A 22,650-nucleotide genomic window follows, 5' to 3' on the forward strand; every position below is an offset into this window, starting at 1 on the left:
CCGACCAGTCCAATGTCGGTATGGTGGCTGCATGGACTCACGGATATCGGCACGTGCGCTGTCCGCGGCACTCGGCGGCTGGCGCACCCGAGAACCCGCCTACGAGGCTCTGGCGGACGGCATCCGGCTGCTGTGCCTGGACAACCGGCTTGCTCCGCGGACGGCACTCCCGGCCGAGCGTGAGCTCTCGGCCGGACTGCGGGTGAGCCGCAGCACGGTGGCGGCCGCGTATCGCAGCCTGCGCGAGTCCGGGCATATCGCCAGCACGCGCGGGTCCGGCAGCGTCACCCTCCCGTTGCGACGCCGCGACCCTGGACGCGCCCCGTCCACCGAGGGCGCGGTGGACCTGCAGCAGGCGAGCCCGCCGGCCTGGCCCGGCCTGGCCGGCGTGGTGGCGGAGGTGGCGCAATCCGCGGCGGCCCTGGTCTCCCGCGTCGGATACGACGTCCTCGGACGGACCGAGCTGCGGGAGGCGATCGCGGCGCGGTACCGCGACCGCGGCATCCCCACATCCGCCGGCGAGGTGATCGTCACCACGGGCGCCCAGAGCGCCATCCACCTGCTGGCCGCCGTCCTGCTCGGGCGGGGCGATCGGGTGCTGATCGAGACCCCGACCTACCCGCACGCCGCCGACGCCTTCCGGCGCGCCGGCTCGCGCCTGGTCGGTGTGCCGGTGACGACCGATGACGGCTGGGATCTGGACCGCGCGGAGCAGGCGTTCGCGCGCACACTGCCCGTGCTGGGCTACCTGATGCCCGATTTCCAGAACCCCACGGGCCGATCGATGACCGAGATCGACCGCACTGCCTTCGCCCGCGCGGCCGATCGCACCGGCACCGTCCTGGTGCTGGATGAGACCACGGCCGACCTGGACATCGACCGCGGAGCACTCTCACCCGGGTTTTTGGACGGGGACCCGGCACTGACGGTGCGCGTCGGCTCCCTCGGAAAGACGGTGTGGGGGGGACTGCGCATCGGATGGATCCGCGCCGAAGCAGACCTCATCCGTCGCCTGGTAGCGGCGCGTCCCGCGCAGGACCTGGGTACCCCCGAGTTCGAGCAGGCGGTTGCCGCAGCGGTGCTGCCCGAGTACGCCGCCGTCGTCGCGCAGCGGTCCCGCGTCCTGCGGGCCGGGCGGGATGCCGTCCTGACCGCGTTGGCGGCGGACCTGCCGGAGTGGCGTGTACCGCGGACGCACGGCGGGGTGTCGCTCTGGCTCGAGCTGGACGCGCCCCTCAGCTCCGCTCTGGTCATGGACGTGCGCTCGCGGGGCCTGCTGCTCTCCGCAGGCCCGAGATTCTCTGTCGATGGTGGCCACGACCGGCATCTGCGGATTCCCTTCACCGGCTCGCCGGATGAACTCGTCCGCGCCGTCTCGATCCTCGCCGAGGCATGGCCTCGCGTGCGCGGAGGGGCTCCGGTGTCCATCGTCGACCAACTGGACTCGGTGGTCTGAGCTGCAGTCGGTCACCGGCTGAACGTCACGCACTCCACGGCGTCGTCGGCCGACCAGAATTCGCCGAGTTCGAGGAACGCGCGGCTCGGTGCGTGAAAGCGCCGGGCGCTGTACCTCAGCTGCGCGCCCTGGCCGATCGCCCGGAGGTGACCCAGGACCAGGCCACGGCCGTCCACGATCCGCCAGAGCGCGGGCGCGGCTCGAATCAGGCGGACGCCGCGGGCGCGGGACAGGTTCGGTGTTCCCGGTGCGGGCTCTTCCAGGATGAGACTCATGTCGTGCTCCTCTCCGATAGGTCGAAGATACGTTCGACCTCCGACATCGCCCAGCGTGACGAGCGAGGGCAACCCCGTCGGCTCCTCCCCAGGGCGCCAGGGGCGACCCGTTCTGCGCAGAGCGCCACCCTCAGGCCCCGGACCGTGCTCGGTCCGCGCAGTCTGAGATGGCGCCGGTGCCCGACGGGCACTCGGGCATCGGCGCGACCCGGGGACGGTCCTCGGGCAGAGAGGATGCGACATGAGCGACACCATCACGATCGTCGGAATCATCGGGACCGACCCGGAGCGGAAGAACCCCAATGGTCTGCCGATCACCACATTCCGCGTCGCCAGTCCGCAGCGCCGTTTCGATCGCTCCACCGGCGCGTGGACGGACAGCGGCACCAACTGGTATACCGTCTCGGCGTACCGCAGGCTCGCCGAGCACGCCTTCCAGTCGTTGCGCAAGAAGGACCGGGTGATCCTGACCGGTCGACTGCGCATCAGGTCCTGGGACACCGGCGAGAGCAAGGGCACCGCGATGGAGATCGACCTGGAAGCGATCGGGCACGACCTGTTCTGGGGCACGTCCGTGTTCACCCGCGATGCGCCCGCTGCGGTGGCATCGCCGTCCGAGCCGGCGGGGGATGCCTGGGCGCCGGCCGACGTCGCCGACCCGGCGTGGGGGAGCCCTGCCCAGCAGAGCCTGGATGCGGACACGGTCGCCCCGCAGGCGGCCACCGGGTCGGAGTCGGCTGACCGACTGGCGCTGGCCGGCGTCGAGGCCCCGTTCTGACCGGCGCACAGAAAGCGCTCGGGGCGGCCCACCTAGACTCTGTCCGTGTCCCGCCACCCCGAGCGTCGCCGTGCGCGCCCCGCATCGTTCGTCCTCCTCGCTGTCGGACTCGGCGCGGCACTGGTGCTGAGCGGATGCTCCGATTCGCAGACGGCGAGCAGTCCGCCGCCGAGCGCAACCGCAACGGCGGCGCCGGAGGCATCTCCGTCGGCCGCGGTGCCCGCCGGCCCGGCGCTGATCCCCGAGGGGAGCGCGGAGGACAACCTGCCGCTGTTCACCAGCGTCACCGCTGCCGTCTGGGCCGGTCCCGAGAACGTGTCCGGACGCGCGTATGTCGATGCTCTGGTGGCAGCGGGGTTCGACAAGGCGGCCATGCAGGTCACGCCCGACCAGACCACCATCGGCAACCCGGCCGAGAGCATCCAGTTCGCCGTCCGGTGGGGTGCGGACTGTCTGGTCGGCCAGGTGGGCCCGTCGTCAGGTGCTCCGGTGACCGTGGTGACTCCCGGTCTGGGCGACGGGAAGTGCCTGGTGGGTGCCACGCGTCCCATCGACTGGTGAGCGTGTCTCGGCCCACCCGGGCGGATCTCGGGCACATGACCGCCCCGTAGACTGGAGCGGATATGGCTGAATACATCTACTCGATGGTCCGCGCCCGCAAAGCTGTCGGCGACAAGGTGATCCTTGACGACGTCACGATGGCCTTCCTCCCCGGAGCGAAGATCGGCGTCGTCGGACCCAACGGCGCCGGAAAATCCACGATTCTGAAGATCATGGCGGGGATCGACACCCCGAGCAACGGCGAGGCGAAGCTCAGCCCCGGCTACAGCGTCGGCATCCTCATGCAGGAGCCGGAGCTGGACGAGGACAAGACCGTGCTGGAGAACGTCCAGCAGGGCGTCGGTCCGATCAAGGAGAAGCTCGACCGCTTCAACGAGATCTCGGCGCTGATGGCCGATCCGGATGCCGACTTCGACACGCTGCTGGCCGAGATGGGCACGCTCCAGGAGGCGATCGACGCCGCTGATGCGTGGGATCTGGACTCGCAACTGGAGCAGGCGATGGACGCGCTGCGCACGCCGCCGTCCGAGGCGATCGTCTCGAACCTCTCCGGTGGCGAGAAGCGCCGCGTCGCGCTGTGCAAGCTCCTGCTGCAGAAGCCCGATCTCCTGCTCCTCGACGAGCCCACCAACCACCTCGACGCCGAAAGCGTCCAGTGGCTCGAGCAGCACCTCGCCAAGTACCCCGGCGCCGTGCTGGCCGTCACGCACGACCGGTACTTCCTCGACCACGTCGCGGAATGGATCTGCGAGGTCGACCGCGGCCGGCTCTACCCGTACGAGGGCAACTATTCGACCTACCTCGAGAAGAAGCAGGAACGGCTCCAGGTCCAGGGCAAGAAGGACGCCAAGCTCGCCAAGCGGCTCGCATCCGAGCTGGAATGGGTGCGCAGCAACGCCAAGGGCCGCCAGACCAAGTCCAAGTCGCGTCTGGCACGCTATGAGGAGATGGCCGCGGAGGCGGACCGCACGCGGAAGCTCGATTTCGACGAGATCGTGATCCCGCCCGGGCCGCGCCTGGGACAGCTCGTCCTGGAGGCGAAGAACCTCCAAAAGGGCTTCGACGGCCGCAGCCTCATCGACGGACTGAGCTTCACGCTGCCGCGCAACGGCATCGTCGGCATCATCGGGCCCAACGGCGTCGGCAAGACCACGCTGTTCAAGACGATCGTCGGACTGGAGCCGCTGGACGGCGGGCAGCTCAAGGTCGGCGAGACCGTCGAGATCTCGTACGTGGACCAGACTCGCGGCGGGATCGACCCGAACAAGTCGCTGTGGGAGGTCGTCAGCGACGGCCAGGACTGGATCCAGGTCGGCAAGGTCGAGATCCCGTCGCGCGCGTACGTCTCGCAGTTCGGGTTCAAGGGCCCGGATCAGCAGAAGAAGGCCGGAGTCCTCTCCGGCGGTGAGCGCAACCGCCTCAACCTGGCGCTGACTCTCAAGCAGGGTGGCAACCTGCTGCTGCTCGACGAGCCGACGAACGACCTGGACGTCGAGACGCTCGGCAGCCTGGAGAACGCTCTGCTGGAATTCCCCGGCTGCGCCGTGGTCATCACTCACGACCGGTGGTTCCTGGACCGCATCGCCACGCACATTCTGGCGTACGAGGGCACCGAAGAGGAGCCCGACAAGTGGCACTGGTTCGAGGGGAACTTCGAGGCGTACGAGGAGAACAAGATCCAGCGCCTGGGACCGGATGCGGCCAAGCCGCATCGCTCCACGTACCGCAAGCTCACCCGTGACTGATGAGCCGACCCGGGCAGCGGCATCCGCCCGGCGAATCCACATTGCGATCAACCTGCGCTGGGGCGATCTGGACGCGTTCAATCACGTCAACAACGCCGCGATGCTGAAACTCCTCGAAGAGGTGCGCATTCGCGCGTTCTGGCGCCCGGGGATCGACGAGGAGGCGCCGCCGACCGCGGTTCTGGACTCCGGGATCGACACCGGTACGCTGACGCTCGTCGCCCGGCAGGAGATCGAGTATCTGCGTCCGGTGCCGTACCAGCGCAATCCGCTGGACGTACAGCTCTGGTTCGGCAAGGTCGGCGGCTCCAGCATCGAGGTCTGCTACGAGGTGTTCAGCCCCGCCACCTCGGCCCAGCAGGAGCTGTACGCCCGTGCCTCGGCCGTCGTCGTGATGGTGGATGCCGCCACGGGCAGACCCGTGCGACTGACCGACGAACAGCGGCAGGCCTGGACGCCGTATCTGGGCGAGCCCATCGCGTACGCGCACCGTCGCTGAGGAGCACCGTCGCTGAGGATCAGCGCCCGCCCGAGGACTCGGCCGGAACACGCACCATGATCTCCTGCGCGACGCTGGCGATCAGGGTCCCGTCTCGGGAGTAGATCCGCCCGGTCGCCAGGCCGCGCCCGCCGCGCGCGCTCGGGGACTCCTGCACGTACAGCATCCAGTCATCGGCCAGGCCGGGACGATGCCACCACATGGCGTGATCCAGGCTCGCCACCTTCAGGCCGGGTGTGGCCCAGGCGATGCCGTGAGCGCGCAGGATCGACTCCTGGATCGTCAGGTCGCTGAGATAGGCCAGCACCGCTCGGTGGGTCCTCTGATCGGCGGGAAGCGCCCGCCGTGTCCGGACCCAGACGGCCTGGCGCGGCGCGGGCTCATCCTCCGCGGTGAGATAGATGGACGATGGGATGTGGCGCAGGTCCAGCGGGCGGTCCACGAACAGCCGCCGCGACATCGGATGCACGCCGGCCAGCTGAGCCTCCAGATCGGGAAGATCCTCCGGGGCGGGCAGTCCCTCGGGCATCGGCTCGGCGTGCTCGACTCCGGGGCCCTCGTCCTGGAAGGACGCGATCATGGAGAAGATCGGCACACCCTCCTGGAACGCCTGGGTGCGCCGGGTGGAGAAGGACCGACCGTCGTGGATGCGGTCCACGGCGAAAGTGATGCCCTTGGACGCGTCGCCCGGCCGGAGGAAGTAGCCGTGCATGGAGTGCGCCGCGCGTCCCTCGGGGGTGGTGCGCTCGGCGGCCACGATCGACTGCGCGAGGACCTGACCTCCGAACACGCGACCGTACGGCATGGACTGCGAGACACCCGTGAAGATGTCCTCTGTGGTGCGCGCACCCGAGTGCGACAGGTCGAGCACGGCGAGCATCGATCCGACCGGATCGGGATCGGGGACGAAGTCGTCCGTGGCAGGCTGATCCGCGGAGGTCGGTGGCTGTTCTTGGGTCACAGGCTCTCTCGTCTCTGCGGCGGGGCAGCGCCCCGCCATCGTTGGTAGTTTAGGGCGGATGCCCCAGCGCCTGATCTTCACCGAAGCCGCCGCCGCGGTGGATGCCCTGACGTTCGCCGGGCGCACGGCCCGCGTCGGCGACGGTGCGGTACGACTGCGCGCAGTGGACGGCACTCTGGTGATGACGTCGGCCCCCTTCGCCCCCCGCGGACTGCTGGATGCGACGCCCACGGTGCTGGCGATGCGCACCGTGCCGGTCGACCCCGAACTCATCTGCGATGTGGTCGTCGACGCGTCCCAGCTGGTCCCGGCGGATGACGATGCCGCGCAGCTGCTGCTTCCGGACGTGGGTCTGTCTCCTTCGTGGACGGGCGTGACACCCCCGCGGGGCGGCTGGGTGCAGACGGGGACGATCGGGACGTCCCTCCTGGCGGCGCGTGCCCAGTGGGGGATCACCGCGGTGGCCGAGGCGCTGCCGGACAATCCGGGTGAGGACGCCGTCCGCGCGGTGCGCGCAGCGGTCTGGGGTGTGCCGGATGACGCACTGGGCGGGCTGCCGTTGGGCGTCGCGTTCGCCGCATTCACGCTGGGGTTCATCGTCGGCGAGGAGGAGGGCGTGCTCCGCACCGGCGGCGCGTGGACGCGCCTCACGCTGCGCAGGGGCCACGTGCTGCTGCGCGGACCCGCGCGCGTCGGCATGACGGACGTGCGTACGACGGGCGCAGCAGCCTAGACCGCCGCGGCGGCGGCCCGGCCGGCGATGCGGCCCGAGAAGAGGCATCCGCCCAAGAATGTCCCTTCCAGCGCACGGTATCCGTGGACCCCGCCGCCGCCGAACCCGCTCGCCTCACCGGCGGCGTACAGACCCGGGATGGGCGCGCCGTCGGTTGCGAGGGCACGGCTCTGCAGGTCCGTCTCGATGCCGCCCAGTGACTTGCGGGTCAGGATGTGCAGCTTCACCGCGATGAGCGGACCGGCCTTCGGGTCCAGGATGCGGTGAGGGTTGGCCGTGCGGACCAGGCGATCGCCTCGGTACGAGCGGGCTGAGCGGAGCATCGCGATCTGCGCGTCCTTGGTGAAGTCGTTCTCGATCTCCCGATCGCGGGCCTCGACCTCGGTGCGCATCACCGCGGCATCCAGCACCTCGCCGCCGGGCAGCGCCCGCATCCCGGCGATGAGGTCATCCAGGTTGTCGCGCACCACGAAGTCGGCTCCGCTGTCCATGAAGGCCTGGACGGGACCGGCCGCGCCCTTGCCGAGGCGGGACTTCACCAGGAGCGGGATGTCACGACCGGTCAGGTCGGGGTTCTGCTCGCTGCCGGAGAGCGTGAACTCCTTCTCGATGATCTGCCGCGACAGCACGAACCAGCTGTGGTCGTGGCCGGTGGTGCGCAGGTGCGCAAGCGTGCCGAGCGTGTCGAAGCCCGGGAACAGCGGCACGGGCAGTCGCCGCCCGGTCGCATCCAGCCACAGGGAGGAGGGACCGGGCAGGATCCGGATGCCGTGCAGCGGCCACACCGGATCCCAGTTCTGAATGCCCTCCACGTAGTGCCACATCCGGTCGCCGTTGATCAGGCGGGCACCGGCCTGCTCGGAGACGGCGAGCATGGAACCGTCGACGTACGCCGGGACGCCCGAGAGCATCGCGGAGGGCGGCTCGCCGAGACGGGCAGGCCACTGCGCACGGACCATCTCGTGGTTGCCGCCGATCCCGCCCGAGGAGACGATGGTGGCTCCCGCGGTGATCTCGAACGCTCCGACCACTTCGCGTGAGCTGGCCATGCCCCGGGCGGCGCCGGACGGGGCCAGGATCTCGCCGGCAGCGCCCGTGACCACACCGTCCGCACTCGTCAGCGTGTGCACGCGGTGGCGGGGCAGGATCGTCAGCAGACCGCGCGCTTCGCCGTCCTCGACGGCGGATTGGAACGGGGCCACCACGCCGGGTCCGGTGCCCCAGGTGATGTGGAAGCGCGGGACGGAGTTGCCCGGTCCGGTCGCGGTGTAGCCGCCCCGTTCGGCCCAGCCGACGACGGGGAAGAACCCCATGCCCTTCTGCCGTAGCCACGATCGCTTCTCCTCGTGGGCGAACTGCAGATACGCCTCGGCCCAGCGCCGCGGCCACGCGTCCTCGTCGCGGTCGAATCCGGCGGTGCCGAACCAATCCTGGTGCGCGAGCGCGAAGGAGTCCTTGATCCCCATCCGGCTCTGCTCGGGCGAGTCGATGAAGAACAGACCGCCGAAGGACCACCACGCCTGCCCGCCGAGGTTGGTCCGCGGCTCCTGGTCCACGAGCAGAACCCGCTTGCCGGCCGCGAGGGCCTCGGCGGCGGCGACGAGTCCGGCCAGCCCCCATCCGATCACCAGGATGTCAGCGGAGTGCGAGGTGGGGGATGCGGGCATGGCGACTCCTTCGTCGGGGCGGTGCAGCTCAGCGCGTCAGTGCGGGGGAGTCTGCGGTGAGAGGGGCAGTCCGGTCGTGCTGCGCCCGCCGGCCGAGGGACCGATGCCGGACGGTTCGAAGGTGTTGACCATCGCGAAGGCGGCCCGTTGCAGGTAGTCCCACAGCGTCTCCTCATGCAGCGGCGCGAGCTTCAGCTCGTCCACCGCGACGCGCATGTGGGCGAGCCACCGGTCCCGCGCGTCGGGGTTGACATGGAACGCCGCGTGCCGCATCCGCAGCCGTGGGTGGCCGCGCTGCTCGCTGTAGGTGCCCGGCCCGCCCCAGTACTGCTCGAGGAACAGCGTCAGGCGCTCTTTGGCGGGTTCCAGGTCGTCCTCGGGATACATCGGCCGCATCACCGGATCGTCGGCGACGCCCCGGTAGAACGCGTCGACCAGTCGGACGAAGGTCTCGTGACCGCCGACCTCATCGTAGAAGCTGATGCTCATCGGGGTCCTTCGGGTGTCTGTGGGGGCTTCTTGAGCGTGCGCTTGGGCCGCCACACGGCGCGATCCGGCGGCGCCGGATCGGTGGTGACCTTCGTCGGGCGAGTCTTCGGGGGGTTCGCGCCACGCACCCGCTGCGCTCCGTCCAGGCCGCTCAGGGTGATCGAGTTGAGCTGCGGCAGCGTGAGCCCCAGGTTCTCGGCCATGTTGAGCACGCGCATCCGCAGTTCTCGCGCGACGTCATCCTTCGCGTTGGCGCGGGTCTTCATCACGAGCCGGATGATCAGCGCGTCGCCGGAGACGGACTCCAGACCCCAGACCTCAGGCTTGTCGATCACACGGGTTCGCCATTTCGGATCCTTCGCGAGGTCCTGCATGGTCTGCAGCAGCGCAGCCTCCACCTCGGGGATGTCCGCGCCCACCGGCAGGGCGAGGTCCACGATCACCCGGGACCAGCCCATCGACATGTTGCCGATTCGGGTGATCTCGCCGTTGCGCACGTACCAGAGGGTGCCGTTGACGTCGCGCACGGTGGTGACGCGCACGCTGACATACTCCACGATGCCGGTCGCCAGACCGAGATCGACGACGTCCCCGATGCCGACCTGGTCCTCGGCGACGATGAAGATTCCGTTGAGCACGTCTTTGACGATGTTCTGCGCGCCGAAACCCAGGCCGGCGCCGATCGCCGCCGTCAGCAGGGTCAGCGAGGCCAGGGCGTTCGGCGCCAGCACGTTCACGATCAGCAGCAGAGTGACGACGACGATCGACACGTTCACGATGTTCTGCAGGATCGATCCGAGGGTGCGCGTGCGCTGCACCAGACGGATCGACGCGAGCGGTGAGCGATCCAGCGCCTGCGTGTCATCCACGTTGGCTTTGCTCTTTGCGCCGTTCACGATGCGCCCGACGACACGGCGGATGACCAGTCTGAGGACCCAGCCGATCAGGAAGGCGCCGAGCAGGATCGCGAGCACGCGGACGACGTTCCATCCCGCTTCGGCGAAGAAGCGGCCCACCTCGGCCCAGAACTCGGGGTTGGTGATCGTCGGGTCCGCAGCAGTCCACATCATCGTCACGATCCTAACGAGGGACGCCTCGGCGCCGCCTGAGTGCGGGGCCGAGGCGTCCGATCACATCGTCACTCCGCGTCGCGGGCCTGCACGGCCAGGGCGCGCTCGACGCCCGCGAGGTTCTCCTCCACGAGCCGACGCAGCGCGGGGGAGGCAGCGCCGTTGGCCGTCAGCCACGCCCGCGTCGCGTCGCGCAGCTCCAGGTTCGCCAGCGGCGCCGGATACAGCCCGACGATGATGTACTGCGCGATCTGGTAGGAGCGGGACTCCCAGATCGGCAGCAGCATGTCGAAGTACGGCTGGATGAAATCGCCGAGTTGGCCGACGGTGGCCGGATGCTGGAACCCGAGCGCCGTGGAGCGCACGATCGTGTTCGGCTGGTCATCGTTCTCGATGATCGAATTCCACGCCGCGCGCTTGGTGGCCGGCTGCGGGATCGATGCCCTCGCCTGCGCCGCGAACTCCCCGCCCTTGGCGGTGTTGTCGGCGGCGAGCGCCGCATCGATCGTCTTCTCGTGCGCCACCCCACCGGCCGCGAGGGAGATCAGCAGCTGCCAGGACAGGTCGGTGTCGATCTGGAGACCCTCCAGCGTCCGCTCGCCGTCGCGCAGGGACGCCACGATCGCCCAGTGCTCAGGCGTCGACGCCGCGGTCGCGAACGCGGTCACGAACTGGAGCTGGCTGTCGCTGCCCGGTTCGGCCGCCTGCGCGAGCGCCCACAGCCCGTCCGCCACCTTCTCGCGTGCCGCCGTGCGCTTCTCGGGCGCCACGTAGGCGTTCGCGGCGAGCTGCAGCTGGCCGAGCGTGGTGCGCACCGTCGTGGACTCGGTCTCGCTGCCGATGTTGCGCAGCACGAGATCGATGTACGCGCTGGGGGAGGATTCGGCATCGCGGGTCTGGTCCCACGCCGCACCCCACACCAGCGATCGGGCGAGCGGGTCGGTGATGCTGCCGAGGTGCTCGATCGCGGTGGCGAGCGAGCGCTCGTCGAGCCGGATCTTCGCGTAGGCGAGGTCCTCGTCGTTCAGCAGGACCAGGTCGGGGCGCTTCTGGCCCTTCAGCTCGGGCACCTCCGTGAGGTCGCCGTCCACATCCAGCTCGACGTGGTGCGCGCGCTGGAGACCGTTGTCCGTGACGTTGTAGAAGCCGACTCCGAGCCGGTGCGGGCGGATCGTGGGATAGTCCGCCGGGGCGGTCTGCAAGATGGCGAACCGGGTGATCGTGCCGTCCGTGTCCGCGGAGATCACCGGCGTCAGAGTGTTCACTCCTGCCGTCTCGAGCCACTTCTTGGACCACGTGCCCAGCTCGCGGCCGCTGGTCGCCTCCAGCTCGGAGAGCAGGTCGGACAGCTCGGTGTTGCCCCATTCGTTCTTCTGGAAGTACTGCGCGACCCCGGCGAAGAACGCCTCGATGCCCACCCATGCGGCCAGCTGCTTGAGCACCGAACCGCCCTTGGCGTACGTGATGCCGTCGAAGTTGACCTGGACGTCCTCGAGATCTGCGATCTCGGCCACGACGGGGTGCGTGGAGGGGAGCTGGTCCTGACGGTATGCCCAGGTCTTCTCCATCGCGTTGAAGGTCGTCCAGGCCTCGGTCCACTCGGTGGCCTCGGCGGTGGCGATCGTCGACGCCCACTCGGCGAAGGACTCGTTGAGCCACAGGTCGTTCCACCATTTCATGGTGACCAGGTCGCCGAACCACATGTGCGCCAGTTCGTGCAGGATCGTCACCACGCGGCGCTCCTTGATGGCGTCGGTGACCTTGCTGCGGAAGACGTAGGACTCGGTGAAGGTCACCGCGCCGGCGTTCTCCATCGCGCCCGCGTTGAACTCCGGAACGAACAGCTGGTCGTACTTGGCGAAGGGATACGGGTAGTCGAACTTCTCCTCGTAGTACGCGAAGCCCTGGCGGGTCTTCTCGAAGATGTAATCGGCATCCAGGAACTGCCACAGGCTTTTGCGCGCGTACACGCCCAGGGGGATGACGCGGCCGGAGGCGCTGGTCAGCTCCGAGAAGATCTCCTCGTAGGGGCCGGCGATGATGGCGGTGATGTAGGAGGAGATCGGCGGTGTGGGCTCGAACGTCCAGGTCGCCCGGCCGTCACCGTGCTTCTTCGGCTCGGGGGTGGGGGAGTTGGAGACGACCTTCCACGGTTCCGGAGCGGTGACGGTGAACTGGAACGCGGCCTTCAGGTCGGGCTGCTCGAATACGGCGAAGACGCGACGTGAATCGGGAACCTCGAACTGCGAGTAGAGGTAGACCTCCTCGTCGACGGGGTCCACGAAGCGGTGCAGTCCCTCGCCGGTGTTCGTGTAGAGGCAGTCCGCGTCCACGATCAGCTCGTTCTCACGCTCCAGGCCGGTCAGCGCGATCCGCGAGTCGGCGAACGCCGACACGGGCACGTCGCGGCCGTTGAGCGTGATGGAGTGGACCTCGCGTGCGATCAGGTCGATGAATGTGTCGGCGCCCTCGGTGGCGGAGAAGGTGACGACCGTGCGCGAGCCGAAGACCTCGGCGCCCTTCGTCAGATCGAGCGCGACGTCGTACGAGTGGGTGTCGACGATCGCGCGGCGCTCCTGCGCCTCGATGCGGGTGAGGTTCTCTCCAGGCACGGCAGCTCCCGATGTGTAGGGGTTCGGATGTCACGAGAGCGGCGGATGGCCGGCGCTGGCAACCTCCCCAGCCTACGTCAGGGCGCCCTCCCGTGACCGGCTGCGTCGCGTCGAGATCGCCTCACGCGAGGGCGTCGCGGCCCGCCCACCACTTCCGCGGCTCCGTAGACTGAGGGCCATGCGCATCCACATCGCGACCGATCACGCCGGCCTCGAATTCTCCACCCAGCTGCAGCACCACCTCGCGGGTCAGGGGCACGACGTCGTGGATCACGGTCCGCTCGAATACGAGCCCCTCGACGACTACCCGGCGTTCTGCATCCGCGCCGCTCAGGCGGTCATCGCCGATCAGGAGGCCGGGATCGACGCTCTCGGAGTCGTCTTCGGCGGGTCGGGCAACGGCGAGCAGATCTCCGCGAACAAGGTCCGCGGCATCCGTGCGGCACTCGTGTGGAGCATCGCCACGGCGGAGCTGGCCCGAGAGCACAACGACGCGAACGTCATCGCGATCGGGGCCCGCCAGCACACCTTCGAAGAGGCGGCATCCTTCATCGATCGATTCGTCGCCACGCCGTTCTCCGGCGAGGAGCGCCACGCGCGTCGCATCGCGCAGATCGCGGCGTTCGAGCGCGACGGTGTGCTGGAACCGGACCCGCGGGCCGGCGCCGGACGACCCGACGTGCTCGCCGCCGCCGACAGTTCGTTCGACCCCGAAGCCGGCTGATGCCGGAGGGGCATTCCGTCCACCGGATCGCCCGACAGTTCGACCGGAACTTCGTCGGGCGCACGGTCGCCGCATCCAGTCCGCAAGGCAGGTTCGCCGAAGGCGCGCACATCCTCAGCGGTCGCACCGCGACGGCGGTGCGTGCGGTGGGCAAGCAGATGTTCCTGGAGTTCGACGACGATCTGTGGCTCCGCGTCCACCTGGGCATGTACGGGGCGTGGGACTTCGCCGGCGAGATCGAGGCGGACCCGACGATCGCAGCGGCCAACGGCCGGATGGGTCAGACCAACCAGCGCGGCACGGCGCTGGATGCCCCGATCCTGGATGCCGCGGGCGAGAACTCACTGACCTCGATCGGAGCACCGCGCCGTGCCCGCGTGCGCGTGCGCATGTCCGAGCAGACGACCGGCCTCGCCGACGACGGGGACGCCTGGCCGCCTCCGGTGGTCGGCCAGGTCCGGCTGCGGCTTCTCACCGACCTCACCTGCGCGGACCTGCGTGGACCGACTGCCTGTGAGCTGCAGACGCCCGACGAGGTCGCCGCCACGATCGCGAAGCTCGGGCCCGATCCGCTGGTGGACGACATCGCTGAGGGGGAGGAGCGGTTCGTCGCAGTCGCGCGGCGCAAGCCCACCCCGATCGGCCAGCTGCTGATGGATCAGAGCGTGGTCAGCGGCATCGGCAACGTGTACCGCGCGGAACTGCTCTTCCGCGCCAGGCAGAACCCGCACACACCGGGACGCGATGTCCCCGACGACGTGCTGCGACACCTGTGGCACGACTGGGTCCGCCTGCTCGCGATCGGAGTGGAGACCGGGCAGATGATGACGATGGACGACCTGGATCCGGAGGCGTACCGCGCGGCCATGGCCAGCCGTGACGATCGCCACTGGGTGTACCACCGCGCGGGCTTGCCCTGCCGGGTCTGCGGCACGGCGATCGCGGTCGAGGAGATGGCCACCCGCAAGCTGTATTGGTGCCCCTACTGCCAGAGGTGAGGCGGTGCGACGGACCGTAGCATGGTCAGCATGCGTCAGAACCCGAGCTTCACCATGACGGATGTCGCGGAGCTGCGTCGCCTCATCGACCGCAACCCGTGGGTGACCCTGGTCAGCGATACGCAGGACGGCCTCGTCGCTTCCCACTATGCCGTGCTGCTGGACGAGGGCCGGGACGATCTGACCATCGTCGGACACGTCGGCAAGCCGGACGACATGATCCACGGCCTGGGCGCAGGTGAGCTGCTGGTCGTGGTGCAGGGTCCGCACGGCTACATCTCGCCCGGCTGGTACGGCGACGCGCAGAGCGTGCCCACCTGGAACTTCGTCTCCGCGCACCTGTCCGGCATCCCGGAGGTGCTCACTCCCGAGGAGAACCTGGCGGTGCTGGATCGTCTGGTGACGCGGTTCGAGTCCCGCCTGCCGGAGCCGCGGATGATGTGGGAACGACCGAACGATCCCGCGTTCGTCGAGCGCCTCGAGCGCGGGACCATCGGCTTCCGCCTGACTCCCACGAGGATCGTGGCCAAACGCAAGCTGAGCCAGAACAAGGCCGCTGAGGTCGTGGAGACCGTGATCGCCCAACTCGAGGGCGACGGCCCGTACGCCAATCCCGCCTTGGCCGCCGAGATGCGCCGCGCCCACGAGGCGATGGCGCGCGCGTGATCGGTGCGACGGTCGGGACGATCGCACGCGCCCGCGTTTCGGGTGCCGGGCGCGCCCTGCTTCCGACGGACGGGCCGGTCGATGTCTTCCTGCAGGACGGGATCATCTCCGACATCGCACCGGCCGGTGTCCTGGCGCCGCGCGGCGAGGTGCTCGACGCGGACGGCGGCTGGCTGATCCCGGGGCTGTGGGATCACCACGTGCACGTCATGCAGTGGGCGCTGATCTCCCAGCGCGTGCCGCTGATCGGCGCGGAGTCGGCCGCGCACGCCGCCCGCCTGATGGGACGGGCGGCGACCTTGGGGGACGGTCGCCGCGTCGGCACCGGTTTCCGCGACGCACTCTGGCCGGACACGCCGAGCCTGGACGTGCTGGATGCAGCCACCGGCGACGTTCCGACGTATCTGATCAACGCGGACGTGCACAGCGTGTGGCTGAACACGGCGGCGCTGCGCCGCGAGGGTCACCGGCCCGACGGCATCGGCATCCTGCGTGAGGGCCCCGCGTTCGAGATCTCGCGGCGACTCAACGATGTCGACCCCGACTCCGGCGACGCGCTGGTGGCGCAGGCTGCTCGGGATGCCGCCTCTCGAGGCGTCGTCGGCATCGTGGACCTGGATATGGCGTGGAACGAGTCCGCGTGGGCGCGGCGCCTGCGCGGCGGGTTCGACACGCTGCGGGTGGAGTTCGGCATCTACCCGGAGCTCCTGGAGCGTGCGATCGCCGAAGGACTGCGCACCGGTGACCCGGTGCGCGGCGAGGATTCCGGCTTGGCCCGCGTCGGAGCGCTCAAGGTGATCACCGACGGTTCGCTCGGCACCCGTACGGCGGCGTGCTCGCACGCGTACCCGGGAGATCCGCACAACCACGGCGTGCTCGCGGTCGATCAGGCGACACTGCGCGAGCTGATGACCGCGGCGACCGGCGCCGGGCTCGCCTGCGCGATCCACGCCATCGGCGACACCGCCAATACGCATGCGCTGGACGCGTTCGCGCTCACCGGCGCCGTCGGCACCATCGAGCACGCCCAGTTGGTGGCCCACGCCGACATCCCGCGGTTCGCGCGGCTCGGCGTCGGCGCGAGCGTCCAGCCGGAGCATGCGATCGACGACCGCGATCTGACCGACTCGATCTGGGCGGGGCAGACCGCGCTGCCGTATCCGCTGCGCGCCCTCGCCGATTCCGGCGCGAACCTGCTGTTCGGCTCCGACGCGCCCGTCTCGCCGCTGGACCCGTGGGCGGCGATCGCCGCCGCGACGTTCCGGACGCGCGATGGAAGGCAGCCGTGGCATCCGGAGCAGGCGATCGATGCCGAAACCGCGCTGGCCGCATCCACCCACGGCGGATCGACCGCCGCGGCGGCGACCGAACCGGGCGCCCGCGCCGACCTGGTCCTGGTGGAGCGCGATCCGCTCAGCGCGGGTGAGCCCGAGTTGCGGCGGATGGGCGTTGCGGCGACACTCCTGGCCGGACGCGTGACGCACCGCGCGTGACCCTCGTGCCTGACACGACGAAGCCCCCGGTCTGAACGGACCGGGGGCTTCGTCATGTGTCGGTGCTACTCCGCGAGGTGCGCGAAGAGGAACCAGCGGTCCTTGTCCAGCGACTCGCGGATCGTGATCGCCACGTCCTGGCTGGCGAGGTCGACCTCGTCGAGCCCGTCGATGGCCGCCTTGACGTCGATCAGCACGGCATCGATGTCGGCGATCACGCCGCGGATCATGGCCTCCCACTGCGTGAAGCCGGCCGGGACCTGCGAGGTCGGGACCTTCGCGGCCACCGTCGACAGGCGGGCGTCGATGGGCAGTCCGAGAGCGACGATCCGCTCGGCGGCCAGGTCGGCGCCGTCCTGCGCGTGCGCCACGATGGTGTCGAGAAGTTCGTGGATCGCGATGAAATTCGCACCGCGCACGTTCCAGTGCGCCTGCTTGCCGTTCACGGCCAGCGCCTGCAGCCCGAGCGCAACCGGGGTCAGGAACTGGGCAGCTCCTGCTGCGACCGTCGGATCGGCGGCTGTTGCGGGGATTGTCTGCATCTTGGTCATCTCTTTCGCCTCCATCTGGCAGCTCGTGCGCGTGGGACGCGGGCTGCCTGCTTGCTGCAACGGTACTCAGCGGGGCGCATTCCGCAAGCAAGCACAGGCTGGGCTAACCCGGCCGGGTCCTCCCGACGGGTCGAGCCGGAATGCGCGGCCTCAGCGACTAACGTCGAGGGGTGCCCTCCGCCGATCATGACCTCGGACCGCAGCATCTGGCCGATCCGTCGCGGCCGGTTCGGCGTGAGCCGACCGACCGCTCGCCGGAGCATGCCGAACCGTCGCGGTTCCTCCCGCACGTTCAGGGGCTGCGTGCCATCGCCGTGCTGGCGGTCGTGCTCTACCACTTCTGGCCGGCACGGTTCTCGGGCGGCTACGTCGGCGTGGACATCTTCTTCGTCATCTCCGGGTTCCTGATCACCGGACACCTCATGCGCGAGCTCAGCGCCACCGGCACCGTTCGGCTCGGACAGTTCTGGGCCCGACGCGCGCGACGCCTGCTGCCGGCATCCCTCCTCGTCCTGCTCTTCTGCGCGCTGGTCGCGATGTCGCCCTACCTGACACCCACTTCGGCCCTGCCGAACGAGGTGCGCGAGATCCTCGCCTCGACCTTCTACGTCGAGAACTGGTACCTGGCCCTGAACTCCGCGGACTACCTGAACCACGGCGGGGAACCGACGTCCGTCCAGCACTACTGGTCACTGTCGCTGGAAGAGCAGTTCTACGTGATGTGGCCGCTGATCATGCTGCTGGCGGCGTGGGTGGCCGTGAAGTGGTTCCGCGGATCGCGTCGCCGCGCGGTCATCATCGCCCTCGCCGCGGTGACCGTGCTGTCCTTCGCCTTCTGCGTGGTCTTCACGCTGACCGATCCGGCACCGGCGTACTTCGTGACGTTCGGTCGGATGTGGCAGTTCGGCATCGGGGCGATGGTCGCCCTGGTTCCGGCGCTGCGGATCCGCAACGCGGTCGCAAGCTTCGTGCTCGGCTGGGCGGGCATCGCCGTCCTCGTCTTCGTGATCTTCCGATTCGACGGACAGACGCCCTTCCCCGGGTATGCCGCCGCGCTGCCGACCCTCGCTGCCGCCGCGGTGATCGCGGCGACCAACACCGAGCGGTGGTGGTACCCGACGCGCCTGCTCGCGCTGCGACCCGCTCAATTCGTCGGCGACATCTCCTATTCGCTGTATCTGTGGCACTGGCCGCTGATCATCATCGCCCCGTCGGTGCCCTTCTGGGGGCTGACGATCTATCACCGCGTCGCGCTGCTCGGCATCTGCTTCCTCCTGGCCTGGCTGACCAAGCGGTTCGTTGAGGACCCGGCGCGCGGTTGGAAGGTCCTCACGTCGCGTCCGGCCCGGGTGACGCTGTGGTCCTCGCTGGCCGCGATGCTGGTGGTCGCCGGCGCCGCCGGTGGTGCCTGGGCGGTGAACGCGCCGACCTACAGCGAGGGCGTGCGCGCCATCCAGGAGCTGCGTGAGAACCCACCGGCGTGCTTCGGTGCAGCGGTCGGGATGGATGCCGTCTGCGGGGGCGCGGACTTCGGCGACACGATTCTGCCGGCACCGGGATTCGCGGGTGTGGACCGTCCCGCCGACGAGCAGTGCTTCGTCCAGCTCAACAACGCCAGCCCGGTCTCGTGCGAGTTCGGCTCCGACGCCCCGGACGCACCGCGCATCGCGCTCATCGGCGACAGCCACGCGTACCAGTTGCTGTCGACCTTCCAGCGCATGGCCGACGAGAACGGATGGCACCTGGTCACCTACTTCAAGGGCGCATGCCCGTGGAACACCACGCCGCTGTCCACACCCGGCGCGTTCAGCGCCGCGTGCACGCAGTGGCGCGACGGGGTGCGCGCCCAACTGGCGGACCGCGATCTGGACGCCGTCTTCACGGCGGCGATCGCCACGACCCCGTACTCCTCGGCCGGCTACGACTCCGCACACGACGCCGCGGTGGCGGGCTACCGCGACGCGTGGGGCGAGGTCTTGGACCGCGGCATCCCGGTGGTCACCGTGGTGGACAACCCGGTGTGGGAGACCGATCCGAACAAGTGCCTGCGCACCCGCTCCCTGAGCGAATGCGACGGGCCCCGCGCGCAGCTGCTGGTCGCGGACGATCCCCTGCGGGATGCCGCGGAGGGCGTGCCCGGGGTGACCCTGCTCGATTTCACCGGCGTGTTCTGCGGTGAGCAGCTGTGCTCCCCGGTCATCGGCGGTGCCAACGTCTACCGGGACCAGGACCACCTCACCGTGACCTTCGCCGACACGCTCGCGCCCTGGTACACGGCCGCGCTGAGCGACGCGCTCGGCAGGGGGGTGCCCAGCGCGGGGTGAGCGTCGGTGGGCGGGGCGCGGTTCGCGCGTCACGGTGCGCCGCGTCTGCGGCGATATGGTCGAAGGCATGACCGTCTCCTCGCAGGCCTCCGTCCTTCCCTTCGGCGACGCAACGCCCGACACCGCAGAGACCTCGTTCGTCGCCGCCGGTGCGCGCGTGATCGGGGCCGTGACCCTCCACGAGGGCGCCAGCGTCTGGTACAACGCGGTCCTGCGCGCCGACGGCGACAGCATCACGGTGGGTGCCGGCAGCAACATCCAGGACAACGTCTCCGTCCACGTCGACCGCGGCCACCCGGTCGTCATCGGCGAGAACGTGTCGGTCGGGCACAACGCGGTGGTCCACGGCTGCACGATCGGCGACGGCTGCCTGATCGGGATGGGCAGCGTCATCCTCTCCGGAGCGGTGATCGGCGAGGGCTGTTTGGTGGCCGGCGGCGCGGTGGTGCTCGAAGGGGCGATCATCCCGGCCGGATCGCTGGTCGCCGGCGTCCCGGCCAAGGTGCGGCGGGAGCTGACCGCCGAAGAGCGGGAGAGCATCCTGCGCAATGCCGACGGATACCGCACCCACAGCGTCCGCCACGCCGAGGCCGAGTCCGGCGCATGAGCAGACCGGTCGCGCTGGTCACCGGCGTCGGCCGCCCGCAGGGGATCGGCGCCGGCATCGCGCGGGCACTGGCCCGCGAGGGGTGGGATCTCGCGCTCAGCCGCTGGCAGCCGGCTGACGATGCCATCTTCGGTGCTGACGCGGCCCGGGGCCTTGAGGCCGTGATCGCCGATGCGCGGAATGCCGGCGCGCGGATCGTGGACATCCCGGTCGATCTGCAGCGCACGGATGCCGCGGCATCCCTCTTCGACGCGGCGCATGCTGAGCTCGGCACCGTGTCCGGACTGGTGCTCTCGCACGCGTGGGACGTGGAGTCCGGGATCCTGGACACCACCGTCGAGGAGTTCGACCGACACGTCGCCGTCAATGCGCGGGCCAGCTGGCTGCTGATCCGGCAGTTCGCGCAGCAGGCCGATGCGGGCGGTGCGATCGTCGCGCTCACCAGCGACCACACCACCGGCAACCTGCCCTACGGGGCCAGCAAGGGCGCGCTGGATCGGATCGTCATCTCGGCCGCCCGCGAACTGGCGCCTCAGGGGATCTCGGCCAACGTGCTCAACCCCGGTCCGATCGACACCGGATGGATGACGGACGAGGTGCGTGCCACGCTGACCGGCATGCAGCCGGGTGGACGCCTGGGCGCACCCGCCGACGTCGCCGAGGTCGTCGCTTTCCTGGTCTCCCCGCGCGGCCGGTGGGTCACCGGTCAGCTGCTCAGCGCGGATGGCGGCTTCTCCATCTCGATCTGAGGTCGTCAGCGCGGGCGCACACGCTGCGCTGGGTAGCGATCGCGGATGCGGTCGCGGAAGAAGCGGCCTTTGCTGGCGGCGGCGAGCAGGTCGCGGTGCACGCGTGCGGGCACCGCGAAGTAGCGGTACACGTCACCGCTGACGAATTCGATCTCCAGTTCCGCAGTCTGCGGGTCGTAGCCGACCGACGCGAGGGCGGAGGAGTCGACGTGCGCCCGCCTCATCGCAGCTCGACCTCCCCGCGGTCACCGACCCGCTCGGCGAGGGCCAGCGCATCGTGGGGGGCGTGCCCGTGCGCGTCGTTGTCGAAGTACACGTACACGTCGCGGGGCTGCCCGTCCGGGGTGCCCGATCCGCCGGCCCAACCGGCGATGCGTGCCGCCCACGCGTCGAGTTCGGCATCCGTGTATCCGCTGGTGTACAGATCCTGAGCGCCGTGCAGGCGCACATAGACGAAGTCGGCGGTGACCTCGCCGAACGCGGGCCACCTTCCGGCGGTGTCGGCGACCGTCAGCGCGACCTGGTGGCGACGCAGCTGCGCGATCAGGGCGGGGTCCTCGAAGGTCGCCGAGCGCGGTTCGAGCGCGTGCCGGATCGGGAGGTCTGCGTCGATGGCCAGCCAGGAGCGGCCGTCCAGCCGCTCGTCGTGGCCTCGGGCGAGCGCGAGGGCGGCGCCGGTGGTGCGCGGAAGGCCGGCCAGGAAGGTCTCCAGGCCGTCCGGGTCGTAGGCGAGCCGCTCGGGCAGCTGCCAGAGGATCGGTCCCAACTGCCTGCCGAGCATGAGGACGCCCGAGGCCAGGAAGTTCGCCATGGCGGTGTCGATGTTGCGCAGCCGCATCATGTGCGTGATGTAGCGGGAGCCCTTCACCGCGAACACGAAGTCCTCCGGAACGGACTGCACCCATCGCCGGTAACTCTCCGGCCGCTGCAGCGAGTAGAACGACCCGTTGACCTCGAGCGTCGACATGCGCTGACCGACGAACTCCAGTTCGCGGCGTTGTACGAGGCCGCGCGGATAGAAATCTCCCCGCCACGACGGATACCGCCATCCCGAGATCCCGACGCGCACGCGTCCGGGCTCAGTGTCGAATGTCCCAGACGCCATGACTCCGGGATACCAGCACGCGCAGCGGACGGCACGGGACTTGCGGACGGCGGCGAAATCGGTCGCACGTGAGGGCAGTGGAGGGGCTGACGGGAATCGAACCCGCATCATTAGTTTGGAAGACTAAGGCTTTACCACTAAGCTACAGCCCCGAATTCGGCGGAATCCCGCCGGTACAGGTGTTCGATTGTCTGCCCTGGACTGCGTTCCGGCAGGCCGCGGCATCGTCGATTCTATGACATGCCGCAGGGCATTCTCTGACCACGCCGTGGATTGGGGTTCTCGGGTCGGTTCGGAATCGGGTCACTGCACTGGATTCGGATGGCCGGCGGGCGGGGATCCGAATCCGGTGGCGGTCTCCGAATGCGGATGCCGCGCACCGACGCGCCGGCCGCGTCAACGCCGCCGGACGCCCGTATCGGGCAGGTGCCATGGGGCACCGGCCTGTCGGCTAGACTTCTGGGGGCCGATCAGCACGTATTCGCGTGCGCACCCGCCCGGGGCGTAGCTCAGCTTGGTAGAGCGCCCGCTTTGGGAGCGGGAGGCCGCAGGTTCAAATCCTGTCGCCCCGACGTCACGGCACCACA

22 protein-coding genes and 2 tRNA genes are annotated in these 22,650 nt (G+C 69.6%); 14 read left to right on the forward strand and 10 right to left on the reverse strand.

Features of this window, described 5'->3' with window-relative positions:
- The first annotated feature begins 31 nt into the window (after positions 1–31).
- Positions 32–1,456: a PLP-dependent aminotransferase family protein gene (locus tag NQ152_RS09415; protein WP_257523782.1), complete on the forward strand. Its 1,425-nt coding sequence runs from the start codon at positions 32–34 to the stop codon at positions 1,454–1,456.
- A gap of 11 nt (positions 1,457–1,467) precedes the next feature.
- On the opposite strand, the gene NQ152_RS09420 is transcribed toward NQ152_RS09415, so the two are convergent.
- Entirely contained in the window at positions 1,468–1,731 is a 264-nt protein-coding gene (locus tag NQ152_RS09420; RefSeq protein WP_257523783.1) for a hypothetical protein, read from the reverse strand.
- Positions 1,732–1,972: 241 nt separating this feature from the next.
- Between NQ152_RS09420 and NQ152_RS09425 the strand changes: the two genes are divergently transcribed.
- From NQ152_RS09425 to NQ152_RS09440, 4 genes are all read left to right on the forward strand, one after another.
- Positions 1,973–2,509 (forward strand): single-stranded DNA-binding protein, encoded by a 537-nt coding sequence (locus NQ152_RS09425; RefSeq protein ID WP_257502109.1) that lies wholly within the window; start codon positions 1,973–1,975, stop codon positions 2,507–2,509.
- Between the two features lie 45 nt (positions 2,510–2,554).
- On the forward strand, positions 2,555–3,070 hold the full coding sequence (locus NQ152_RS09430; protein ID WP_257523784.1) for a hypothetical protein: 516 nt from the start codon (positions 2,555–2,557) through the stop codon (positions 3,068–3,070).
- A 62-nt stretch (positions 3,071–3,132) separates the two neighbouring features.
- Complete coding sequence (gene ettA / locus NQ152_RS09435; protein ID WP_257502111.1) at positions 3,133–4,815, forward strand: energy-dependent translational throttle protein EttA; 1,683 nt, start codon at positions 3,133–3,135, stop codon at positions 4,813–4,815.
- Positions 4,808–5,314, forward strand: a complete 507-nt coding sequence (locus NQ152_RS09440) for a thioesterase family protein (RefSeq protein ID WP_257502112.1) — start codon at positions 4,808–4,810, stop codon at positions 5,312–5,314. Before ettA ends, NQ152_RS09440 begins: the two co-directional genes overlap by 8 nt.
- Before the next feature lie 19 nt (positions 5,315–5,333).
- Here the strand turns inward: NQ152_RS09440 and NQ152_RS09445 are convergent, their stop codons facing one another.
- Positions 5,334–6,194: an acyl-CoA thioesterase II gene (locus NQ152_RS09445; RefSeq protein ID WP_257502231.1), complete on the reverse strand. Its 861-nt coding sequence runs from the start codon at positions 6,192–6,194 to the stop codon at positions 5,334–5,336.
- 139 nt (positions 6,195–6,333) lie between these two features.
- Between NQ152_RS09445 and NQ152_RS09450 the strand changes: the two genes are divergently transcribed.
- On the forward strand, positions 6,334–7,008 hold the full coding sequence (locus NQ152_RS09450; protein ID WP_257502113.1) for a hypothetical protein: 675 nt from the start codon (positions 6,334–6,336) through the stop codon (positions 7,006–7,008).
- Here the strand turns inward: NQ152_RS09450 and NQ152_RS09455 are convergent.
- From NQ152_RS09455 to pepN, 4 genes are all read right to left on the reverse strand, one after another.
- Positions 7,005–8,675, reverse strand: a complete 1,671-nt coding sequence (locus NQ152_RS09455; protein WP_257523785.1) for an FAD-binding dehydrogenase — start codon at positions 8,673–8,675, stop codon at positions 7,005–7,007. The two genes, NQ152_RS09450 and NQ152_RS09455, sit on opposite strands and share 4 nt — an antisense overlap.
- Positions 8,676–8,711: 36 nt before the next feature.
- Positions 8,712–9,164, reverse strand: a complete 453-nt coding sequence (locus tag NQ152_RS09460) for a globin (protein WP_257523786.1) — start codon at positions 9,162–9,164, stop codon at positions 8,712–8,714.
- Complete coding sequence (locus NQ152_RS09465; protein WP_257523787.1) at positions 9,161–10,234, reverse strand: mechanosensitive ion channel family protein; 1,074 nt, start codon at positions 10,232–10,234, stop codon at positions 9,161–9,163. The genes NQ152_RS09460 and NQ152_RS09465 overlap by 4 nt, the downstream gene beginning before the upstream one ends.
- Before the next feature lie 68 nt (positions 10,235–10,302).
- Positions 10,303–12,846, reverse strand: coding sequence for an aminopeptidase N (gene pepN / locus NQ152_RS09470; protein ID WP_257502117.1), 2,544 nt, complete (start codon positions 12,844–12,846; stop codon positions 10,303–10,305).
- A gap of 178 nt (positions 12,847–13,024) precedes the next feature.
- Here pepN and NQ152_RS09475 point away from each other — a divergent pair, with 178 nt between their 5' ends.
- The 4 genes from NQ152_RS09475 to NQ152_RS09490 are packed head-to-tail and all read left to right on the forward strand — an operon-like array spanning position 13,025 to position 16,727.
- A complete protein-coding gene (locus NQ152_RS09475) occupies positions 13,025–13,570 on the forward strand; it encodes a ribose-5-phosphate isomerase (RefSeq protein ID WP_257523788.1) in 546 nt (181 codons plus the stop codon).
- A complete protein-coding gene (locus NQ152_RS09480; protein ID WP_257523789.1) occupies positions 13,570–14,568 on the forward strand; it encodes an Fpg/Nei family DNA glycosylase in 999 nt (332 codons plus the stop codon). Before NQ152_RS09475 ends, NQ152_RS09480 begins: the two co-directional genes overlap by 1 nt.
- 30 nt (positions 14,569–14,598) lie before the next feature.
- Entirely contained in the window at positions 14,599–15,234 is a 636-nt protein-coding gene (locus tag NQ152_RS09485; protein WP_257523790.1) for an FMN-binding negative transcriptional regulator, read from the forward strand.
- Positions 15,231–16,727, forward strand: coding sequence for an amidohydrolase family protein (locus tag NQ152_RS09490; protein WP_257523791.1), 1,497 nt, complete (start codon positions 15,231–15,233; stop codon positions 16,725–16,727). Before NQ152_RS09485 ends, NQ152_RS09490 begins: the two co-directional genes overlap by 4 nt.
- Before the next feature lie 65 nt (positions 16,728–16,792).
- Here NQ152_RS09490 and NQ152_RS09495 read toward each other — a convergent pair whose 3' ends face one another.
- Positions 16,793–17,278 (reverse strand): Dps family protein, encoded by a 486-nt coding sequence (locus tag NQ152_RS09495; RefSeq protein ID WP_257502122.1) that lies wholly within the window; start codon positions 17,276–17,278, stop codon positions 16,793–16,795.
- 170 nt (positions 17,279–17,448) lie between these two features.
- Between NQ152_RS09495 and NQ152_RS09500 the strand changes: the two genes are divergently transcribed.
- The 3 genes from NQ152_RS09500 (at position 17,449) to NQ152_RS09510 (ending at position 20,958) form a co-directional block, all read left to right on the forward strand.
- Positions 17,449–19,602 (forward strand): acyltransferase family protein, encoded by a 2,154-nt coding sequence (locus tag NQ152_RS09500; RefSeq protein WP_257523792.1) that lies wholly within the window; start codon positions 17,449–17,451, stop codon positions 19,600–19,602.
- Positions 19,603–19,669: 67 nt separating this feature from the next.
- Positions 19,670–20,209, forward strand: coding sequence for a gamma carbonic anhydrase family protein (locus NQ152_RS09505; protein WP_257502124.1), 540 nt, complete (start codon positions 19,670–19,672; stop codon positions 20,207–20,209).
- Complete coding sequence (locus NQ152_RS09510) at positions 20,206–20,958, forward strand: SDR family oxidoreductase (protein ID WP_257523793.1); 753 nt, start codon at positions 20,206–20,208, stop codon at positions 20,956–20,958. The genes NQ152_RS09505 and NQ152_RS09510 overlap by 4 nt, the downstream gene beginning before the upstream one ends.
- A gap of 5 nt (positions 20,959–20,963) precedes the next feature.
- Here NQ152_RS09510 and NQ152_RS09515 read toward each other — a convergent pair whose 3' ends face one another.
- The 3 genes from NQ152_RS09515 to NQ152_RS09525 form a co-directional block, all read right to left on the reverse strand.
- Positions 20,964–21,182 carry a KTSC domain-containing protein gene (locus tag NQ152_RS09515; RefSeq protein WP_257502126.1) on the reverse strand — a complete coding sequence of 73 codons (219 nt, stop codon included), beginning with the start codon at positions 21,180–21,182 and terminating at the stop codon, positions 20,964–20,966.
- On the reverse strand, positions 21,179–22,063 hold the full coding sequence (locus NQ152_RS09520) for a DUF72 domain-containing protein (protein WP_257523794.1): 885 nt from the start codon (positions 22,061–22,063) through the stop codon (positions 21,179–21,181). Before NQ152_RS09520 ends, NQ152_RS09515 begins: the two co-directional genes overlap by 4 nt.
- A 78-nt stretch (positions 22,064–22,141) precedes the next feature.
- Positions 22,142–22,215: transfer RNA gene (locus NQ152_RS09525), tRNA-Gly, on the reverse strand.
- 346 nt (positions 22,216–22,561) lie between these two features.
- Between NQ152_RS09525 and NQ152_RS09530 the strand changes: the two genes are divergently transcribed.
- Positions 22,562–22,635 (forward strand) — tRNA-Pro (locus NQ152_RS09530).
- Positions 22,636–22,650 lie beyond the last annotated feature (15 nt).

The sequence above is a fragment of the Microbacterium sp. zg.B48 genome, from assembly GCF_024623505.1.
Taxonomy (GTDB): Bacteria; Actinomycetota; Actinomycetes; order Actinomycetales; family Microbacteriaceae; genus Microbacterium.

What these genes read in the sequence shown, in the direction of transcription:
- NQ152_RS09480 (WP_257523789.1), top strand. Translation starts at nt 13,570, where the DNA reads ATGCCGGAGGGGCATTCCGTCCACCGGATCGCCCGACAGTTCGACCGG.
- NQ152_RS09445 (WP_257502231.1), bottom strand. Translation starts at nt 6,194, where the DNA reads ATGCTCGCCGTGCTCGACCTGTCGCACTCGGGTGCGCGCACCACAGAG.
- NQ152_RS09420 (WP_257523783.1), bottom strand. Translation starts at nt 1,731, where the DNA reads ATGAGTCTCATCCTGGAAGAGCCCGCACCGGGAACACCGAACCTGTCC.
- NQ152_RS09450 (WP_257502113.1), top strand. Translation starts at nt 6,334, where the DNA reads ATGCCCCAGCGCCTGATCTTCACCGAAGCCGCCGCCGCGGTGGATGCC.
- ettA (WP_257502111.1), top strand. Translation starts at nt 3,133, where the DNA reads ATGGCTGAATACATCTACTCGATGGTCCGCGCCCGCAAAGCTGTCGGC.
- NQ152_RS09415 (WP_257523782.1), top strand. Translation starts at nt 32, where the DNA reads ATGGACTCACGGATATCGGCACGTGCGCTGTCCGCGGCACTCGGCGGC.
- NQ152_RS09505 (WP_257502124.1), top strand. Translation starts at nt 19,670, where the DNA reads ATGACCGTCTCCTCGCAGGCCTCCGTCCTTCCCTTCGGCGACGCAACG.
- NQ152_RS09485 (WP_257523790.1), top strand. Translation starts at nt 14,599, where the DNA reads ATGCGTCAGAACCCGAGCTTCACCATGACGGATGTCGCGGAGCTGCGT.
- NQ152_RS09515 (WP_257502126.1), bottom strand. Translation starts at nt 21,182, where the DNA reads ATGAGGCGGGCGCACGTCGACTCCTCCGCCCTCGCGTCGGTCGGCTAC.
- NQ152_RS09510 (WP_257523793.1), top strand. Translation starts at nt 20,206, where the DNA reads ATGAGCAGACCGGTCGCGCTGGTCACCGGCGTCGGCCGCCCGCAGGGG.
- NQ152_RS09465 (WP_257523787.1), bottom strand. Translation starts at nt 10,234, where the DNA reads ATGATGTGGACTGCTGCGGACCCGACGATCACCAACCCCGAGTTCTGG.
- NQ152_RS09425 (WP_257502109.1), top strand. Translation starts at nt 1,973, where the DNA reads ATGAGCGACACCATCACGATCGTCGGAATCATCGGGACCGACCCGGAG.
- NQ152_RS09455 (WP_257523785.1), bottom strand. Translation starts at nt 8,675, where the DNA reads ATGCCCGCATCCCCCACCTCGCACTCCGCTGACATCCTGGTGATCGGA.
- NQ152_RS09475 (WP_257523788.1), top strand. Translation starts at nt 13,025, where the DNA reads ATGCGCATCCACATCGCGACCGATCACGCCGGCCTCGAATTCTCCACC.
- NQ152_RS09520 (WP_257523794.1), bottom strand. Translation starts at nt 22,063, where the DNA reads ATGGCGTCTGGGACATTCGACACTGAGCCCGGACGCGTGCGCGTCGGG.
- NQ152_RS09460 (WP_257523786.1), bottom strand. Translation starts at nt 9,164, where the DNA reads ATGAGCATCAGCTTCTACGATGAGGTCGGCGGTCACGAGACCTTCGTC.
- NQ152_RS09495 (WP_257502122.1), bottom strand. Translation starts at nt 17,278, where the DNA reads ATGACCAAGATGCAGACAATCCCCGCAACAGCCGCCGATCCGACGGTC.